We start from the raw sequence: 19,518 nt of genomic DNA, 5'->3' as shown, positions 1-19,518 counted from the left end.
AGCATAAGCCCAAGGTCGGCTGCAGCAAACCGGCAGTCCGCCCCTGCATGCAAGCCCAAGCATCGCCCGTCGCCATGGCCTGCTGCTTTCAGGCTCGTGCCTCATTTTTTGGCGGCTCGGGCGGGAGGGCGCGAGCCCTGCCGGTTTACGCCCTTGGCTCGCTGGTCACGGTCATCAACGCCGACGTGGAGCGGCGCATGCAGGCCATTTGGGATGCGATCGCATCGGTGCGCAAGGCACTGCACTGAAGCCGACTGGCGCCAACCGTGTTCCCCTGGCGGATCTCGCTCAGTCGAGCAGCGCCATCGCCCCGTAGTCGCCGACCCGGTCGCCCAGGCCGGCAGCCACCAGCACCGCGCCCCGGGTCAGGGCCGCGAGCTTGCCGTCGATCTGGGCCTGCAGCCGCGGCAGCAGGAAGTCGCGGTTGTTCCAGAACACGCTGCCGCCGAGACTGATGCGCTGCAGGTCGAGGGTGGCAACCAGGTTGAAGAGCATCCGGCCCATCACGCGGCACAGCGCATCGGTGGTGGCCAGCGCCTTCGCTTCGCCGCGGGCGGCGGCGGCGAACAGGTCGGCCGCCGGCTCGCCGAAGCGGCGTGCGATCGCATTGCCGGCCACCAGTCCCTCGACGTCGCCGAAATTGCCGCAGCCGCACAGCGCCTGGTGGTCGTCGTCGGACACGAAGCTGTGGCCGGCATGGCCGGCATTGCCGTTCTTGCCGCGCAGCACGTGGCCGTCGACGCACAGCCCGACGCCGACGCCGGTGCTCCATGTGACGTAGGCGCAATGGTCGGCGCCCTGCAGCGCACCCCAGCGCCGCTCGGCCTCGAGGGCGGCCACCGCGTCGTTCTCGATCCGCACATGGGCGAAGCGCCGCTTGAGCGGAGCCTCGATCAGCGCGGTCATCCACTGGTTGGGCAGTCCGCGCGCCGGGCCGGCGATGCCGCCGCAGATGTTCGGCGACGCCAGCTCGACCATGCCGTCGCGGATCTCGAACGGGCCGGCCGACGAGATGCCGACACGGTCGATCGAGGCGCTGGCGATGTTCTGCTCGGCACAGGCCTCGTCGATCAGCCGCACGATCTGCAGCGCCACCGAGTCGTTGTCGCCGGTCTTGGCGGTCGGTTCGCTGCGCCGGCCGACCAGCGGCGTGCGGCTGTCGGCCGAAAGGCTCACGGCGATCTTGGTGCCGCCGATGTCGACGCAGGCTCTCATGGGTGCCCCCACGCTCGGCACTTCGTGTCCTCGCTGCCCCCCGAGGGGGCGCGAGCTTGCTTGGGGCGGCCCTGCACTGCGCTCATGGGCCCCCACGCTCGGCACTTCGTGTCCTCGCTGCCCCCCGAGGGGGCGCGAGCTTGCTTGGGGCGGCCCTGCACTGCGCTCATCTGTTCAGATCCATCGTGCGACCAGGGCCGCGATCATGCTCAGCAGCACCGTGCTCGCGATCGGCAGCTGCCAATCGCGGCCGAAGGCACGGAACTCGAAGTCGCCGGGCAGGCGCCCGAAGCCGAAGCGCCGCAGCCAGGCCGTCAGGCCGCTCATGAGCACCAGGGCCAGGACGACGACGATCAGCCAGCGGATCATGCGTGCAGTCTAGGCCGCGAGCAGCGCCAGCGCCTGTCGGTGCAGTTCGCTTGTGGCGGCCGCGACCACGCGGCCGTCCGATTCGAGCCCCAGCGGCCGGCCCTGCCAGTCGGTGACGATGCCGCCAGCGGCCTCGATCAGCCCGGTCGGGCCGAGGTAGTCATAGGGTTGCAGGCCGGTTTCGACCACCAGGTCGATGGTGCCGCCGGCCAGCTGGGCGTAGCCGTAGCAGTCGCCGCCGAAGCGCCGCATCGCGCAGCGGCGGCTCAAGACGTCGAAGGCCTGCCAGTCGGCCGGGTTGAAGATGTCCGGCGAAGTGGTCACGATGCGGGCGTCGGCCAGCGCGCTGCACTGGCTCGCACGAACCGGCTGGCCGTTGCGCGTCGCGCCGATGCCGGCCTGCCCGATCCAGCGCTCGCCGAGCACCGGCATGTCGACCATGCCGAGCTCGACCCGGCCGCCGCGCAGCAGCCCGATCAGGGTGCCCCACAGCGGCGATCCGGTGATGAAGCTGCGCGTGCCGTCGATCGGATCCAGCACCCAGACGCGCTCGGCCTCGAGCCGTTCGCGGCCGTGCTCTTCGCCGAAGATGCCGTCGGCGGGCCGTTCGGTGCCGAGGATCTCGCGCATCGCGGTCTCGGCCGCGCGGTCGGCCTGGGTCACGGGACTTTCGTCGGCCTTCGAGATGATGTCGAGCGGAGTGCGGAACAGGCGCAGCGAGTGCGCGGCCGCCGCATCGGCCAATGCATGGGCGACGCGCAGGTCGTCGGCCGGTGTGAAGATGGAACTCATGGGGAGATTAGACCCCACCGCCGGTCACCGAAAACCTCACAGCGTGTGGCTGCGGTCGCCCTCGGCGAAGCCGAGCGCGTCCCAGGGCTCGCCGACGGCGAAGCCGATCACCTTGAACAGCTCGCCCATCTCGTGCTCGTGGATCAGCCGCGCGGCCATCGCGCGCTCGGCCAGCGAAGCCGCTTCCATCATCGGCAGGATGCCCGCGTTGAGCAGGAACCTCGCCTGGCTGCAGTAGCCGAGCACCTCGAGACCGGCGTCCTGCCCCGCCAGCGCGACGCCGGTGAAGTTCACGTGGGCCGTGATGTCCTTGGCGCCGACCTCGGCCAGCGGATCGGCGTCGGCCAGGTGCCCGCGGTGGCACATCACGGTGCCCATGTGGCGCTGCGGGTGGTAGTACTCGGCCTCGGGGAAACCGTAGTCGATGAAGAAGGCGGCGCCCTGCCGCAGCCGGTCGGCCAGCGTGGCGATGAAGGCCTCGGCCTGCGGATGGATCTCGGTCAGGTAGTCGTGCGCGCCCTCCACCTCGACCGGCGGCCGCAGTTCGGTGGGCCGGTCCTCCCAGGCGAAGCCGTCGCCCTGGCGGACCACGCCGCGTTCGAACCATTGCTGCGCCTTGCGCACCAGCAGTTGCACCGGCATCGCATCGAGCACCTCGTTGCCGACCACCACGCCGCGCATCTCCTGCGGCAGCTCGGCCAGCCACTCGACCTTGGCCGCATGCCCGGCCAGCGTCTGCTGCTGGCGCTCGCGCAGCGTGCCCGACAGGTCGACGATGCGGTAGCGCGCGATGCGTTCGCCCAGCGTGTCGAGCAGCTGCAGCGCCAGCGCGCCCGAACCGGCACCGAACTCCCAGACTTCCTGCGTGCCGGTGCGCACCAGCGCCTCCTCGACCTGCCGGGCCAGGGTGCGGCCGAACAGCGGCGTGAGTTCGGGCGCCGTCACGAAGTCGCTGCCCGAGGCCGGCATCCGGCCGAACTTGCGGCTCGCGTTGGCGTAGTAGCCCAGTCCCGGTGCGTACAAGGCCAGCGCCATGAAGCGGTCAAAGGGCAGCCAGCCGCCGGTGCGCTGCAGCGCCGCGTCGATAATCCGGGTCAGGGGGGTGGCGCGTTCGGCGCCTTGCTCCATGTTCATACGGGAAATTTATCAGGATGGCTGAATCGACCCCACGCCGTGGCGTGCTCGTGACCGGCGGCGGCCAGCGACTGGGCGCCGCGGTCTGCGAGGCCTTCGCGCGCGCGGGCTGGCAGGTGTGGTGCCAGTACCGTGCCTCGCGAGAGGAGGCGCAGGCATTGTGCGCGCGTCTCGCCGACGAAGGCCATGCGGCGACCGCGGTCGAAGCCGACATCGGCAGCGAAGCGGGCCGGCGCGCGCTGGTCGCGCAGGCTTCGGCCCAAGGGCCCCTGGCCTGCGTCGTCAACAACGCCTCGGCCTTCGAGCCCGACACCGGGCTGGACTTCGACAGCGACGCCGCATTGCGCCAGCTCGGCGTGAACCTGATCGCGCCGCTGTCCCTGGCGCGGCTGCTCGCTCAAAGCGCAACGGCCGGCGACGGCATCGACCGCTCGGCGATCCATGTGCTGGACCAGAAGGTCTACAACCTGAACCCCGACTATTTTTCCTACACCGTGTCCAAGCTGGCGCTGGAGCGCGCCGTGTCGCTGCAGGCGCAGGCGCTGGCGCCCGCGCTGCGGGTGTGCGGCGTGGCGCCGGGCATCCTCTACCGCAGCGGCCCGCAGACCGAGGCCAACTTCGCCCGGGCTCGCCAAGGCAACCTGATGCGCCGGCCGATCGACCCGGCCGATGTCGCCCGCAGCTGCGTCTTCCTCGCCGCCACGCCCAGCGTGACCGGCACCACCCTTTGCGTCGACAACGGCCAGCACCTGGTGCCGCTCGCGCGCGACATCATGTTCGTCGTCGACGACCTGCTGAAAGCCTCCCACTCATGACCACCGCTGCCCTCGACCCCTTGCTGCTCTCGTGCCGTCGCGTCTTCCTGCGCGACTACGAGGTGTGGATCAACATCGGCGTGCACGAGTTCGAGAAGCGCGCCGAGCAGCGCGTGATCATCAACGTCGACCTCTACGTGCCGCTCGAGCTCTCGACGCCGAAGGCGGACGAGCTCGACGAGGTGGTCGACTACGACTTCATCCGCCGCACCGTGGCCACCCGGCTGAGCAAGGGCCATATCCACTTGCAGGAGACGCTGTGCGACGACATCCTGACGCAGGTGCTGAGTCATCCGAAGGTGCAGGCCGCGCGAGTGTCGACCGCCAAGCCCGATGTGTATCCCGACTGCGATGCGGTCGGCGTGGAAGTATTCAGGAGCAAGTAAATGAGCGCCGTCTGGATTGACGAACCCGCGTCCCCCAACCCCCTGAAGATCGAGCGCGAGACGCACAAGCTCGAGAAGCGGCTGTGCCGCGAGGTCGGCCGCGCGATCGTCGACTACAACATGATCGAGGATGGCGACAAGGTCATGGTCTGCGTCTCGGGCGGCAAGGACAGCTATGCGCTGCTCGACATCCTGCTGAAGCTGCGGGCCCGGGCGCCGATCCACTTCGACATCGTGGCGGTCAACCTCGACCAGAAGCAGCCGGGCTTCCCTGAAGACGTGCTGCCGGGCTACCTGAAGGCGCTCGGCGTGCCCTTCCACATCGAGGAGCAGGACACCTACTCGATCGTCAAGCGGGTGATCCCCGAAGGCAAGACCACCTGCGGCCTGTGCAGCCGGCTGCGCCGCGGCATCCTGTACCGCGTGGCGGACGAACTCGGCGCCACCAAGGTCGCGCTGGGCCACCACCGCGACGACATGCTGCAGACCTTCTTCCTCAACATGTTCTTCGCCGCCAAGCTCAAGTCGATGCCGCCCAAGCTGGTGAGCGACGACGGCCGCCACATCGTGATCCGGCCGCTGGCCTACGTGGCCGAGAAGGACCTGATCCGCTGGGCCCAGCACCGCGAATTCCCGATCATTCCGTGCACGCTGTGCGGCAGCCAGGAGAACCTCCAGCGCAAGCAGGTCGGCGAGATGCTGCGCGAGTGGGAACGCAAGCACCCGGGCCGGATCGAGAACATGTTCGGCGCGATGCAGAGCATCGTGCCCTCGCACCTGCTCGACGGCAAGGCTTTCGATTTCAAGGGCCTGAAGGCGACCGGCGTGGCCGACGAAGACGGCGACAAGGCCTTCGACGCCCCGGAATTCCCGGCGTCCCCGGCACCGGCGGCATTGCGCATCGTGCAGCTCTGACACATGAAGGTCGTCCTCTCCGCCCTCCTGCTGGCCTTCAGCCTGACGGGCTGCGCCACGCGCTGGGTGGTCGACAGCGACGTGCGCAGTTTCGCGAACATGGGCGGCGTGCCGGCCGGGGCGAGCTACCGCTTCGAACGCCTGCCCTCGCAGCAGATCGACGAGGCGGCGCAGCAACAGCTGGAGGCGATGGCGGGTGCCGCGCTCGACGGCGTGGGTTTGCGGCACGACGACGCCGCACCCCAGCTGAGCGCCCTGATCGGTGCCCGCGTGACGACCGAGCTGTCGCCCTGGGCCGATCCCTGGCTGGTCGGCGGCCCCTGGCCCGGGCCGGGCTGGGGTTACGGCGCCGGCTGGGGCTACGGGGGCTGGGGCCCCCGCGGCTGGTACGGCGGCGGCTGGTACGGGTCGGCGTTCGGGCCGCCGGCCACCCCCTGGTTCGCGCGCGAGGTCAGCGTCGTGCTGCGCGAGCTGCCGTCCAACCGGGTGGTGTACGAGACGCATGCGCGCAACGACGGCCCCTACAGCAACAGCGCCGACATCCTGCCCGTGATGTTTCAGGCCGCGCTGCAGGGCTTCCCGAATCCGCCACCGGGCGAGCGCCGGGTCAACATCGAGATCCCGCGCGCGGCCCGATGAGGCCAAGGGTTTACCCCTAAAATTCTCGGCGATGGAGCTCACCCGCGTCATCGCCATTCGCCACGGCGAAACCGCCTGGAATGTGGACACCCGCATCCAGGGCCAGCTCGACATCGGGCTCAACGACACCGGCCTCTGGCAGGCCGGTCGGGTCGCCCGGGCGCTCGAGGAGGAGCCGATCGCGGCCATCTATGCCAGCGACCTGTCGCGCGCCTGGCAGACCGCGCAGCCCATCGGGCAGTCGCGCGGCATCGCGGTGGCGGCCGAGCCCGGGCTGCGCGAACGCGCGTTCGGCCACTTCGAAGGCCGCACCTTCGCCGACATCGACGCCAGCCTGCCAGCCCAGGCGCGGCTCTGGCGCACCCGGGATCCGGAATTTGCGCCCGAAGGCGGAGAGTCGTTGCTCACTTTCAGGGATCGGGTCACGGCCACTGCCTCCAGGCTGGCGGCGCTGCATCCGGGCGAGCTGGTCGTCCTGGTCGCCCATGGCGGGGTGATGGACGTGCTCTACCGCGCGGCCACCGGCCAGGAACTGCAGGCACCGCGTACCTGGCACCTGGGAAACGCCGCCATCAACCGCCTGCTCTGGACACCGCAGGGCTTCACGCTGGTCGGCTGGGGTGACATCGGCCATCTCGACGAAGGAACGCTCGACGAAGCCGCGGCCTGACAGGCCGCCGTGAAAAAATAGAACTTTTCTATGAGTTCTTGCCGCCAACTTGGCGATTCCTTTACGCCATTTGTATTCAATTTGTAAAAATGGGGGCAGAATCGTCACCGAGAGAGCGCTTCGTCAATGCATCAGTGAAACCAAATGCGTCGAATGTTGCAGGACTTCCAAACGACATAGGCTGCCCAGCATGGCTTTCGTCTGGTGGTGCGGCAAGCGCCCAGAGGGCAACATCGGCCTGGATGTCGAGTTGAATGCTTTGTGACTACTGATTGGGTCGGATACATGTATTGCGAACTTGCGGGCGTTGACACAACAACTGTTTCTTGAAGACATCAGCTTTTTCACAGCGGAGTCATCAGTTCATGGCCCAAGCACTTCAACCCGTTTCCCAGGCCTCGGCCGAGGCGGCGCTGTCGCTGGCCGACCTGTTCGTACCCCGCTCCGGCGCGCAAGGCGAGGCCGATCAAGCGGCCAGCCTCGACATCCCCGCAGCCCTCGCCATGCGCTGGGCCGAGCAGGCCCGCACTTTCGGCTTCCTGCCGGACACGCTCTTTGCTGCCGCGTGGGCGCTGCTTCAGTCCCGCTGGCTGGGCACTTCCCTGGGCGTGGCGGACAACGTCTGCGCACCGCAATGGCTGTCCGAGGTTGACCGCGCGCGCCGCGAGGGCGTCGCCGATGCCGGCGACGCGGCCTTGTTGCAGCTGCACTTCCAGGCCTTCGCCGACCGGCCCGGCACGCTCCGCCTGGCCGGCGCCTCGTCCTTGATGGACCGCGCTTGCGAGCTGAGCCTTCTGCAGGCCATCGCCGACACCGCCGCCGACCTGCTCGACCGGCCGTCGGTGCCCCTGTACGAGATCCGCACCCTGCCCGCCGCCGACCGGCAGCGCCAGCTCGATACCTGGAACTCGCCGCCATCCCCCTATGACGCCGCGCTGACCGTGCATGCGATGTTCGATCGCCAGGCTGCCGCGCACGGCGACGCGGTCGCGCTCGTCGGCGAGGAGGGGGCATTGCGCTACCGCGAGCTGGCGGATCGCGCCGAGCTCGTCGCTCGCCGCCTGCAGGCGCAGGGGGTTCGCGCCGGCGACACCGTCGGCGTGATGCTCGACCGGTCGAGCGCCGCGGTGATCGTGCTGCTCGGCATCCTGAAGGCCGGTGCCGCCTACGTGCCGGTGCAGCCCGACTTCCCGGCCGAGCGCATCGCGTTCATGTTCTCGCATTCCGACGTCCGCCTGGTCCTGACCCAGGCCGTCTACAAGGCGCTGGTGCCGAGCGATCGGCCGCTGCTGTGCATCGACGAAACGGCGGCCGACGAGGCTGCGCCGCCACCGTTCGCGAGCGTCACCGCCGACGGCGAGTCCGTGGCGTACGTGATGTACACCTCGGGCTCGACCGGAACGCCCAAGGGCATCGAGATCTGCCATCGCGCCATCCTGCGCCTGGTGATCGGTGCCCGCTACGTGGCGCTGCCGGCCGGCGAGGCGATGCTGCATGCGGCGCCGCTGGGCTTCGACGCCTCGACGCTGGAAATCTGGGGTCCGTTGCTCAACGGCGGCATCTGCGTGGTGCACGACGAGCAGGTGCCGTCCGGCGCCGGCCTCGCGCGCACGATCGAGCAGCACTCGGTACGGACCGCCTGGCTCACGGCCGCCCTCTTCAACGCCGTGGTCGACGACGAGCCGGCGCAACTCGCCGGCCTGCGCCAGTTGCTGATTGGCGGCGAGGCGCTGTCGGTACCGCACGTGCGGCGCGCGCTGGCGGCGATGCCTTCGCTCATGCTGATCAACGGCTACGGCCCGACCGAGTGCACGACCTTCGCGGCGACTCACCGCATCCCGCACGACCTGCCGGCCGACGCCCGCTCGGTGCCCATCGGCCGCCCCATCAACGACACCGCGCTGCGCATCCTGAGCCCCTCGATGGCGATGCTGCCGGCGGGCCTGGTCGGCGAGCTGTGCATCGGCGGCCGCGGCCTGGCGCGCGGCTACCTGCAGCGACCCGACCTGAGCGCCGAACGGTTCGTCGACGACCCCTTCGGCGCCCCCGGAGAGCGCCTCTACCGCACCGGCGATCAGGTGCGCTGGCTGCCCGACGGCACCATCGAGTACCTCGGCCGCATCGACGGCCAGGTGAAGATCCGCGGCCACCGCGTCGAAACCGGCGAGATCGAGGCGGCATTGCTTGCGCATCCCGGCATCAAGTCCTGCGCGGTCGTGCCACGCAAGGATGCGGCGGGCCATCTGCGCCTGGTCGCCTATTTGGTTGCGCGCGATTCGGAGATTCCGTGGACGGCGCTGCGCACGCACCTGGCCGACCGCCTGCCCGAAGCCATGCTGCCCGCGGCGCAGGTCTGGCTCGGCCAGCTGCCGGTGACGACCAACGGCAAGCTCGACCGCCGCGCACTGCCCGAGCCCGCACGGCAGCGGCCCGACCTGGCCCAGACTTTCGAGGAACCGCGCAACGACGCGGAACGTCGCGTCTGCACGGCCTTTGCGCGCGCCCTCCATATCGACGCGGTGGGCCGCAGCGACAACTTCTTCGATCTCGGCGGCGATTCGCTGCTGGTGCTCCAGGTGCTGCGCGAGCTGCAGCAAGGCAGCGAGCGCCGCCTGTCGGCCAATCTCTTCTTCCGCCAGCCGACACCCGCGGCACTGGCCGCCAGCCTGCAGGACAACGCGCCTGCGGCAGCGCCGCAGCGCACCGCGGCCGCCGAGCCGGCGACCCCTGTCGGCGCCGAGCCCGTGGCGCTGATCGCCATGGCCGGCCGCTTCCCGGGCGCCGCCGACGTCGAGCAGTTCTGGGACAACCTGATGGCCGGTCGCGAGTCGATCAGCTTCTTCGACGACGCGACGCTGGACGCCGGGGTCAGCGCCGCCTTGCGCGCCGATCCGCTCTACGTGCGCGCACGCGGCGTCATCGACGACATCGAGCAGTTCGATGCCGCCTTCTTCGGCATCAACCCGAAGGAAGCCGAGCTGATGGACCCGCAGCAGCGCGTGTTCCTCGAGATCTGCTGGGAATGCCTCGAACGCGGCGGCTACGTGCCCGACCAGGCACCCGGCCCGGTCGGCGTCTTCGGCGGCATGTACAACGCGAGCTACTTCCAGCGGCATGTCGCGACCCGGCCCGACCTGGTCGAGATGGTGGGCGAATTCCAGGTGATGCTGGCCAACGAAAAGGACTACGTCACCACGCGCGTGGCCAACCGATTGAACCTGACCGGCCCCGCGGTCAGCGTGCACACCGCCTGCTCGACCTCGCTGGTGGCCATCGCCGAGGCCTTCTTCGCGCTGCGCACCGGCCAGTGCCGCATGGCGCTTGCCGGCGGCGCCTCGGTCACCTGCCCGCCGCGCAGCGGCTATCTCTACAACGAGGGATCGATGCTGTCGCCCGACGGCCACACGCGCAGTTTCGACGCCGGCGCCAAGGGCACCGTCTTCAGCGACGGCGCGGCGGTCGTGCTGCTCAAGCGGCTCTCCGACGCGATCGCCGACGGCGACACCATCTATGCGGTGCTGCGCGGTGCGGCCATCAACAACGACGGCGGCGCCAAGGCCAGCTTCACGGCGCCGAGCGTGGACGGCCAGGCCGCGGTGATCGAGGCCGCGCTGGCCTCGGCCGGCGTCGACCCCCGCAGCATCTCCTACGTCGAGACACACGGCACGGCGACGCCGATGGGCGATCCGATCGAGGTCGAGGGACTCACGCGGGCCTATGCCGCGCACACCGGCGACACCGGCTTCTGCGCCATCGGCTCGCTGAAGAGCAACGTCGGCCACATGGTGACCGCCGCGGGTGCGGCCGGCATGATCAAGGCCGCGCTCGCGCTGCATTTCGAGGCCATTCCGGCCAGCCTGCACTACGAGGCGCCGAACCCGGCGATCGATTTCGACGCCACGCCCTTCCGCGTCAACAGCCGCTTGCGCCCATGGCGGCGCGAAGCCTCGCCGCGCCGGGCCGGCGTCAGCGCCTTCGGTGTCGGCGGCACGAACGCCCACGTGGTGATCGAGGAAGCGCCGCTGCGCGCACCTTCCGATTCCGCCACCGGCGCGCAGCTGCTCACGCTGTCGGCGCGCTCGCCGGCGGCGCTCGCCGCCGCGGCCGCGCGCCTGGCCGAGCACCTCGATGCGCACCGCGAGTTGTCGCTGGCCGACGTGGCCCACACGCTGCGCGTCGGACGCAAGCAGTTCGCACAGCGCGCCGTCGTGGCAGCGGAATCGATCGACGAGGCGATCGCCGCCTTGCGCAGCGCCGACTCGCCCCTGCGCGCCGCCGCATCGCTCAACGCCTGGGTCCCGCAGCCGGTGTTCATGTTCCCGGGCCAGGGCGCGCAGTACGCCGGCATGGGCCGCACGCTGCACGCCGAGGACCCGGTCTTCCGCGCCGCCTTCGACGACTGCATCCGGTGCTTCGACGGCCTGCTCGACTTCGACCTCCGCGAGCGCATGTTCACCGACGATGCCGCCGCGCTGACCCCGACCTCGGTCACGCAGCCGGCCACTTTCGCGCTCGAATATGCGCTGGCCCGCCAGCTGATGGCGCTCGGCGTCAAGCCGGCCGCGATGATCGGACACAGCGTCGGCGAGTTCGCCGCCGCGGTGCTGGCCGGCGTGATGCGGCTCGAGGACGCGGCACGGCTGGTCGCCCGACGCGGCGCGCTGATGCAGGCCCTGCCCGCGGGCACCATGCTCTCGGTGCGCATGGCCGCCGCCGACCTGCTGCCGCTGCTGCCCGACGACATCTCCCTGGCCGCGGACAACAGCCCCGCCGTCTGCGTCGCCGCCGGCCCGAGCGATGCGATCGAGACCCTGCGCGCGGCGCTCGAAGCCAAGGGCATCGTCGCCAAGACGCTGCAGACTTCGCACGCCTTCCACTCCGCGATGATGGACGCGGCGGTCGCGCCTTTCGAGGCCCTGGTCCGCGAGACCCCGCTCGCCGCCCCCGGCCTGCCGATCTACTCCACGCTCAGCGGCAAGCTGCTGACCGCCGAGGAGGCCACCGACCCGCGCTACTGGGCACGCCACCTGCGCGAGACGGTGCGCTTCTCGCCCGCCGTGCGCGAGGCGCAGGCACGACTCGCGCACCCGCTGTTCGTCGAGATCGGTCCGCGCAACACGCTCGCGACGCTGGTGCGCCAGCATGCGACCAAGGCGCAGCCCGCGGCAGCAGCCACGCTGCTGGCCGACCGGCCGGCCGGCGAAAGCGCGGCCTGGCGCCTCGGCGCCGGACGGCTCTGGGCCCAAGGCGTCGAGATCGACCTCGGCGCCCTGGACACCCGCGGACGCAAGCATCGCCTGCGCCTGCCCACCTATCCCTTCGAGCGCAAGCGCTTCTGGGTCGACATCGCCGTCGCACCCGCGGCACCGGCGCTCGCCTCGCTTCCTTCCATATCCGTGCCACCGTCCCCCTCGATTCCGGAGTTGACCATGACCGCCGCAGCAGCAGCCACTTTCGCACCGCCCGCGCGCCGCGCCGCCCTCGTCACGCGCCTGCGCGAACTGTTCGAGAACCTGTCGGGCATCGACATGGCCGACGTCGAGGGCGCCGCGCCCTTCGTCGAGATCGGCCTGGATTCGCTCACGCTCACGCAGGTCGCGATGCAGGTCAAGAAGACCTTCAAGGTCAACCTCACGTTCCGTCAGCTGATGGAGAGCTACCGCAGCTTCGACGCGCTGGCCGAATTCCTCGATGCCACGCTGCCGCCCGAGCCGGTCGCGGCCCCTGCGGTCGCTGCGGCGCCGGTCGCTGCCATGCAGCCTGCGCCCGCGATGGCGCAGGCGCAGCCGCCGGTTGCCGCGATCACGCTGCCGGTGATGCAGCCCGCAGCGGGCAACGGCAACCTGGTGCAGCAAGTCATTGCGCAGCAGATGCAACTGATGCAACAGCAACTCGCATTGCTGTCGGCGGCGCCGATGGTTCCGGCCAGCCCCGTGCTGCCGGTGCCGGCGGTGGAGCAACCCACGCCCATGGCCACCGCCGCGGCCACGGCGTCCAATCCCGATCCCGAGGAGGCCGTCGTCACGCCCAAGTACGACGTCAAGAAGGCCTTCGGCGCGATCGCGCGCATCCACACGCAGAGCAAGGAACCGACCGAACGCCAGAAGGCGCGTCTGGCCGCCTTCGTGCGCCGCTACGTGGACCGCACCCGCAAGAGCAAGGCCTTCACCGAGCAGAACCGGCCGCACATGGCCGACCCGCGCGTGGTCAACGGCTTCCGTCCGGCGACGAAGGAAATCACCTACCAGATCGTGATCGAGCGCTCCAAGGGCTCGCGCCTGTGGGATATCGATGGCAACGAGTACGTCGACGCCCTCAACGGCTTCGGCATGAACCTCTTCGGCTGGACGGCGGACTTCATCAACGACGCAGTGAAGAAGCAGCTCGACCTGGGCTACGAGATCGGCCCGCAGCATCCGCTGGCCGCGGAAGTCACCGGGCTGGTGTGCGAGCTCACCGGCTTCGAGCGTGCCGGCCTCTGCAACACCGGCTCGGAAGCGGTGATGGCGGCCATCCGCATCGCCCGCACCGTCACCGGCCGCAGCACCGTGGCGGTGTTCTCGGGTTCCTATCACGGCACCTTCGACGAGGTGCTGGTGCGCGCCGGCCGCAACCACAAGGGCATGTCGGCGGCACCGGGCGTGCTGCAGGGCATGTTCGGCGACATCCGGGTGCTCGACTACGGCACGCCGGAGGCGCTGGAGTTCATCCGCGCCAACGCCGACGACCTGGCCGCCGTGCTGGTCGAGCCGGTGCAGAGCCGCCGGCCCGACTTCCAGCCGCGCGAGTTCCTGCGCGAGGTGCGGGCCATCACGGAGAAATCCGAGACCTGCCTGATCTTCGACGAAGTCATCACCGGCTTCCGCTCGCAACTGGGCGGCGCGCAGGCGGTGTTCGGCATCCGCGCCGACCTGGCCTGCTACGGCAAGGTGATCGGCGGCGGCATGCCGGTCGGCGTGATCGCAGGCAAGCGCGCCTTCATGGACTCGCTCGACGGCGGCGCCTGGCAGTACGGCGACGATTCGGTGCCGACGGTGGGCGTGACCTATTTCGCCGGCACTTTCGTGCGGCATCCGCTCGCGCTGGCCGCTGCCAAGGCCGCGCTCGAACACCTGAAGCAGGACAACAACAAGCTGCAAACCCAGCTGAACCTGCACACGGCCGCGATGGCCGACGAGCTGTCGGCTTTCTGCCGCGAGGTCGGCGCACCGATCGAGATCCGCTACTTCTCCTCGCTGTGGCGCGTGAGCTGGCTGGAAGACCATCCGCTGCAGGACCTGCTGTTCGCCATGATGCGCAGCCGCGGCGTGCACATCCTCGACAACTTCCCCTGCTTCATGACGACCGCGCACACGCAGCAGGACATCGCGACCATCAAGTCCGCCTTCAAGGAGTCGGTGACCGAAATGCAGGAAGCAGAACTGCTGCCGCGGCGCGCCGCGGCCAAGCCGGAATTCGACCCGTCACAACCCCCCGTACCGAACGCGCGGCTCGGCCGCGACCGGGACGGACAACCCGCATGGTTCGTGCCGGATCCGGCCGCCCAGGGCAAATACACCAGGTTCCAAGCATGAGCGAAGCCGTCCTTTCCCCCTCCGCCACCGGCGCCGATGCCGCCGACGAGTTCGATCCGTTCGCGGCGGGCTTGATCGAGCAGGTCGTCCCGACCACCGAGGCCCAGCGCGAAGTCTGGCTCGGCGACCAGTTGAGCCCGCAGGCATCGCTGGCCTACAACGAGTCGCTGCGGCTCCAGCTCCAGGGACCGCTCGACACGCGCGCGCTGGCCGGGGCGCTCGACCGCCTGGTCGCACGGCACGAGTCCTTGCGCTCCACCATTTCGCCCGACGGCACGCAGCTGCTGATCGGCGAGGCCACGCCGCTCGCGCTCGCCGAGCATGACCTGAGCACGCTGGATCCGGCGGCCCAGCAGCTCAGGCTCGACGACGACGCCCTGGCCGCGGTGCTCGAACCGTTCCATCTCGAGAAGGGCCCGCTGTTCAGGGGCGCGCTCTACCGCTTGTCGGCCGGCGACCACGTGCTGTTGATGACCGCGCACCACGCGATCTGCGACGGCTGGTCCTGGGGCGTCATCAGCCAGGATCTGGGCCGGCTCTATGCCGAGCAGATCGGCGCCGGCCCGGCGCTCGAGCCGCCCGCCCGGTACTCCGACTACGCGGCCTGGGAAGCCGCGGAGTCGGCCAGCCCCGAGATGCAGGGCCACATCGACTACTGGCTGTCGCGCTTCGCGGGCAGCAGCCTGCCGGTGCTGGAACTCCCGCTCGATCACCCGCGGCCGGCCGTGCGCACCTTCAATGCGCGGCGCATCGACCGCGTGCTGGGCCAGGACCTGATCGACGCCCTGCGCAAGACCGGTGCCGTCGCGGGGACCAGCCTGTTCGCCACGATGTTCAGCGCCTTCGCCGCGACTCTGCACCGCCTGACCGCGCAGGACGACCTGGTGGTCGGCATCGCGGCGGCGGGCCAGATGCCGAGCGAGATGCCCTCGCTGGTCGGGCACTGCGTGAACCTGCTGCCCATCCGCGTGGCGGTCGACGGCCAGGCGCCCTTCAATGTACTGGCACGCCAGTCGGCCAGCGCCTTGCTCGACGCCTTCGAGCACCAGACGCTGACCTACGGCTCGCTGCTCAAGAAGCTGCCCGTGCCGCGCGACCCGAGCCGGCTGCCGCTGGTGAACGTGCTGTTCAACGTCGACCGCGACGCCGCGCCCGACGACGGCAATTTCCCCGATCTGCGGCTCGCCCAGAGCACCATCGGGCGCCGCTACGAGAACTTCGAGCTCTTCCTCAACGTGACGCCGGTGGCCGGCGGCATGCAGATGGAGGCCCAGTACAACACCGACCTGTACGACGATGCCACCGTGCACCGCTGGCTGGACATGTACGAATGCCTGCTGCGCTCCGTGGTGCGCGACCCGGCGCAACCGGTCGGCCGGCTCGAGCTGCTGTCGGCCGACGAGGCGCGCGCGGTGCGGGCCCTGCAGCCGATGCCGACGCCGCTGGAAGGCGCGCCGCTGATGCATGCCGGTTTCGTGGCGCATGCCGCCCTGCAGCCGGACCGGCCGGCGCTGCGCGACGGCACGCTGCGCATGAGCTACCGCGAACTCGACCAGCGCTCGAATCGCCTGGCGCACGCACTGCGCGCGCGCGGCATCGGTCGCGGTCAGCGCGTGGGACTGTGCCTGGACCGCGGCACGGACATGTTCGTGGCCCTGCTCGCCATCCTGAAAAGCGGCGCCGCCTATGTGCCGCTGGACCCCGCGTTTCCCCAGTCCCGGCTCGACTACTACGCCGAGGATGCGCGGCTGGTCCTGCTGCTGACCTCTTCGGCGATCGCCGTCGCGCCCCGGAGCTGGTGCGCCGACGCGGAGCAGCGGGTGCTTCTGCTCGACCGCGAAGGCGGCTGGCTCGACCAGCCGGCAACGCCGCTCGAGGCCGGCCCGCAGGATCCCCAGGCCGAGGACACGGCCTACGTGATCTACACCTCCGGCTCCACCGGCCAGCCCAAGGGTGTGTGCGTGCCGCACCGCGCGGCCGCCAACCTGATGCAGACCATGCAGCGCGAGCCCGGCATCACGGCCCGGGATCGCCTGGCCGCCGTCACCACCCTGTCCTTCGACATGGCGGTCCCCGAGGTCATGCTGCCGCTCGCGGCGGGCGCCGAGATCGTGATCGTGCAGCGAGACGCCGCGATGGACGGCTTCCGGCTGAGCGAGCTGCTGGCGTCGGAATCCATCACCATCCTGCAGGCGACGCCCGGCATGTGGCGGTTGCTGCTCGATGCGAAGTGGTCGGGCCCGCCCGGTTTCCGCGCCTGGATCGGCGCCGAGCCGGTGCCTGCGGACCTTTCGCTCGACCTGCTCGGGCGCTGCGACGAACTCTGGAACCTCTACGGCCCGACCGAGACCACGGTATGGTCGACCGTCTGGCGCATGGACCGGGCGCGCATCGCGGCGAACGGCGTCTCGATCGGCCGCCCGATGGCCAACACCGGCGTCTGGATCCTGGACGGCAATCTGCAGCCCTGCCCCATCGGCGTGCCGGGGGAGATCTGCATCAGCGGGATGGGCGTGACCTCGGGCTACCTCGACCGGCCCGAACTGACGGCGGAGCGCTTCGTCACCACCCCCATCGACGGCGTCGACACGCTGATCTACCGCAGCGGCGACCGGGGCCGCTGGCGCAACGACGGCCTGCTGGAACACATGGGCCGCTTCGACTTCCAGGTCAAGGTGCGCGGCTACCGGATCGAGCTCGGCGAGATCGAGGCGCGCTGCGAGGAGGCGCCCGGCGTCTCGCGCAGCGTGGTCATGGCGCGCGAAGACACGCCCGGCGATGTCCGGCTGGTCGCCTATCTCGCGATGGAGCCCGGGGCGGTTTGCGATCAGGAAGCGCTGCGCGAAAGGCTGCGCTCGCGGCTGCCGCAGTACATGCTGCCGCAGCATTTCGTGCCGCTGCCCGCACTGCCGCTGCTGCCCAATGGCAAGGTGGATCGCAAGGCGCTGCCCCGGCCGGTCGAGACCCGCACGGAATCCGGCGAACGGCTGGCGCCGCGCAACGAGCGCGAGCAGGTGGTGCTGGCGACGATGGAACGCGTGCTCAACCTGCCCGGCCTCGGCATCCGCGATGACTTCTTCGCGCTCGGCGGTCACTCGCTGCTGGCCGCGCGCCTGGCGACGCTGCTCAGCGGGGAGTTCGACATCAGGGTGCCGATGCGCGCGCTGTTCGAGGCACCCACCGCCGAACGACTGGCGGCGTTCATCGAGACGCTGCGCATCGACGGTGCTCCGCGCGCCGAACCGATCCCGCGCAAGGCGCAACGGCGCAGCGCGCCCTTGATCCCGATGCAGGATCGCGTCCGCTTCCTGGAGGAGCTGCATCCGGGCCGCTCGACCTACAACGCCCCTTCGGCGCACCGCTTCGGCGGCCCGCTGGACGTCGCGAAGTTCCAGGCCGCCCTGCGCACCAGCATCGAGCGGCAACCGTCGCTGCGCACCTCGATCGGCCCGGATCCCGCCACCGGCGCGCCGGCTGCGCTGATCGCGCCGAGCATCGACTACGAGCTGCCGGTGGTCGATCTGGGCCGTCTTGCCGCCGACGATCGCGAGGCGGCGCTGGCGGCGCAGATGCGCGAGCTGGCCGACCGCCCCATCGACATCCATCGCGCGCCGATGTTCCATGCGACGCTCTTCCGGATGGCGGACGACGACCATGTCTTCGTGTTCGTACCCCACCACCTGGTGTGGGACGGCTGGTCCTTCGACATCCTGCAAAGCGAGCTGTCGACGATCTATGGCGCATTGGTTCGGGGCGAGCCCCACGGACTGCCGGCGCTCGAAGTGACCCATGGCGACTACGCCGAATGGTTTTCGCAGTGGCTCGATACTCCCGAGTGCGAGGCGCAGCTGCAGTTCTGGAAGGATCGCTTCGCGCACGCCCCGATACCGAAGGCTGCGCGCACCGACATGCCGCGCCGTGCGGGCATGAGCGGCGAGGGCAGCTCGCACGGGATCCGTTTCGACCGGGAACTGACCGAGCGGCTGCGCGAACTGGGCCGCCGTCACGACGTGACGCTCAGCATGCTCACGCTCGGCGTGTTCGCCCTCATGATGAGCAGCATCGTCCAGAGCCGCACGATCGTGATCGCGACACCGGTGCGCGGGCGCGAAGCGCCGGAGCTGCAGTCGGTGATGGGCTACTTCAACAACCTGCTGCCGCTGTCGTTCCAGATCGACAAGTCCCTGCCCTTCGGCGCGTTCATGGGCTACGTGAAGACCGAACTCGTCGCGGTGATGGGTTATCAGCAGATCCCCTTCGAGCGGCTGGCCAGCGAACCCGAGTTCGCCGAGCGGAATCAGGGCATCGGGCTGTACCAGGCGCTGTTCTCCTTCCAGGATGCCCGCGAGCGGCCTCGCACGATGGGCGGTCTTTCCGACCGCCAGCTGCACCTCACGCAGAACGGCGCCACCGACGATCTCGGCATCTGGCTGATGGACAAGCCCGACGGCCTCGAGGGCGCCGTGATCTACAACGCCGACATCTACCTGAGCGAAACCGGTGCCGCCTTCAAGGAACGCTATGTCGAACTGCTGCGACGCCTGGCCGATCGGCCGGAGCAGACGCTGGAGGAGATCTCCGCTCTCGCCGGCTCGCCCAGCGCCCTGTACCTGCAGCGCCTGGCCGCCAGCGACGCACCGGCAGCAACCGCGGCGCCCCAGCCCGCACGCGCCGCGCAGGATCAGGAACTCCTGCTGCCCGAGCAGGCGCGTCTCGCCCAGATCTGGGCCAGCGCGCTCAACATCGACGTCAACGAGATCCGGGCGAACGACAGCTTCTTCGACCTGGGCGGCGACTCCCTGCTCGTGATGCGCGTGATCCAGCAGGCCGAGCGGGTGATGGGCTTCCGCGTCGAGCCGCGGCGCTACGTGTTCGAGACGCTCGGGCAGCTCGCCGCCGCCGCCGCGGGCACCGCCATCGACGTGCTTGCCGCGGCATCGACGCAGAGCGAATCCCGGCGCGGGCTTCTCGGACGCGTGTTCTCCGGCTGGGGCCGCAAGAACTGAGAG

The 19,518-nt window shown here is 70.0% G+C and carries 12 protein-coding genes; 8 read left to right on the top strand and 4 right to left on the bottom strand.

The features are described from left to right. The first annotated feature begins 47 nt into the window (after nt 1-47). Entirely contained in the window at nt 48-248 is a 201-nt protein-coding gene (locus AB4Z46_RS18670) for a hypothetical protein (protein WP_442285019.1), read from the top strand. A gap of 40 nt (nt 249-288) precedes the next feature. Here the strand turns inward: AB4Z46_RS18670 and AB4Z46_RS18665 are convergent, their stop codons facing one another. The 4 genes from AB4Z46_RS18665 to AB4Z46_RS18650 all read right to left on the bottom strand — a co-directional run bounded on the left by AB4Z46_RS18665 (nt 289) and on the right by AB4Z46_RS18650 (nt 3,504). Then, the gene (locus AB4Z46_RS18665) at nt 289-1,215 is read right to left on the bottom strand and encodes an ROK family protein (RefSeq protein ID WP_442285018.1); all 927 of its coding nucleotides are present in this window, start codon (nt 1,213-1,215) and stop codon (nt 289-291) included. 174 nt (nt 1,216-1,389) lie between these two features. Further along, the gene (locus tag AB4Z46_RS18660) at nt 1,390-1,584 is read right to left on the bottom strand and encodes a DUF2905 domain-containing protein (RefSeq protein WP_286368922.1); all 195 of its coding nucleotides are present in this window, start codon (nt 1,582-1,584) and stop codon (nt 1,390-1,392) included. A gap of 9 nt (nt 1,585-1,593) precedes the next feature. Next, entirely contained in the window at nt 1,594-2,376 is a 783-nt protein-coding gene (hisN, locus tag AB4Z46_RS18655; RefSeq protein ID WP_442285017.1) for a histidinol-phosphatase, read from the bottom strand. 36 nt (nt 2,377-2,412) lie between these two features. Continuing rightward, the gene (locus AB4Z46_RS18650) at nt 2,413-3,504 is read right to left on the bottom strand and encodes a class I SAM-dependent methyltransferase (protein WP_442285120.1); all 1,092 of its coding nucleotides are present in this window, start codon (nt 3,502-3,504) and stop codon (nt 2,413-2,415) included. Between the two features lie 23 nt (nt 3,505-3,527). Between AB4Z46_RS18650 and AB4Z46_RS18645 the strand changes: the two genes are divergently transcribed. The 7 genes from AB4Z46_RS18645 (at nt 3,528) to AB4Z46_RS18615 (ending at nt 19,515) form a co-directional block, all read left to right on the top strand. Next, nucleotides 3,528-4,325 (top strand): SDR family oxidoreductase, encoded by a 798-nt coding sequence (locus tag AB4Z46_RS18645; RefSeq protein ID WP_442285016.1) that lies wholly within the window; start codon nt 3,528-3,530, stop codon nt 4,323-4,325. After that, complete coding sequence (locus AB4Z46_RS18640; RefSeq protein ID WP_442285015.1) at nt 4,322-4,711, top strand: dihydroneopterin aldolase; 390 nt, start codon at nt 4,322-4,324, stop codon at nt 4,709-4,711. Before AB4Z46_RS18645 ends, AB4Z46_RS18640 begins: the two co-directional genes overlap by 4 nt. Beyond that, the gene (ttcA, locus tag AB4Z46_RS18635; protein WP_442285014.1) at nt 4,712-5,626 is read left to right on the top strand and encodes a tRNA 2-thiocytidine(32) synthetase TtcA; all 915 of its coding nucleotides are present in this window, start codon (nt 4,712-4,714) and stop codon (nt 5,624-5,626) included. It abuts the gene before it with no gap. 3 nt (nt 5,627-5,629) lie between these two features. Beyond that, nucleotides 5,630-6,265: a DUF4136 domain-containing protein gene (locus AB4Z46_RS18630; protein WP_442285013.1), complete on the top strand. Its 636-nt coding sequence runs from the start codon at nt 5,630-5,632 to the stop codon at nt 6,263-6,265. 31 nt (nt 6,266-6,296) lie between these two features. Then, nucleotides 6,297-6,935, top strand: a complete 639-nt coding sequence (locus AB4Z46_RS18625; RefSeq protein ID WP_442285012.1) for a histidine phosphatase family protein — start codon at nt 6,297-6,299, stop codon at nt 6,933-6,935. Between the two features lie 365 nt (nt 6,936-7,300). Then, the gene (locus AB4Z46_RS18620; protein ID WP_442285011.1) at nt 7,301-14,509 is read left to right on the top strand and encodes an amino acid adenylation domain-containing protein; all 7,209 of its coding nucleotides are present in this window, start codon (nt 7,301-7,303) and stop codon (nt 14,507-14,509) included. Further along, the gene (locus tag AB4Z46_RS18615; RefSeq protein ID WP_442285010.1) at nt 14,506-19,515 is read left to right on the top strand and encodes an amino acid adenylation domain-containing protein; all 5,010 of its coding nucleotides are present in this window, start codon (nt 14,506-14,508) and stop codon (nt 19,513-19,515) included. Before AB4Z46_RS18620 ends, AB4Z46_RS18615 begins: the two co-directional genes overlap by 4 nt. Nucleotides 19,516-19,518 lie beyond the last annotated feature (3 nt).

Origin of the sequence: Variovorax sp. M-6, assembly GCF_052114385.1 — a bacterium.
Classification (GTDB): domain Bacteria; phylum Pseudomonadota; class Gammaproteobacteria; order Burkholderiales; family Burkholderiaceae_C; genus Variovorax.
Note: the sequence above shows the minus strand (reverse complement) of the source record. Positions and strands in the feature narration are given on the sequence as shown.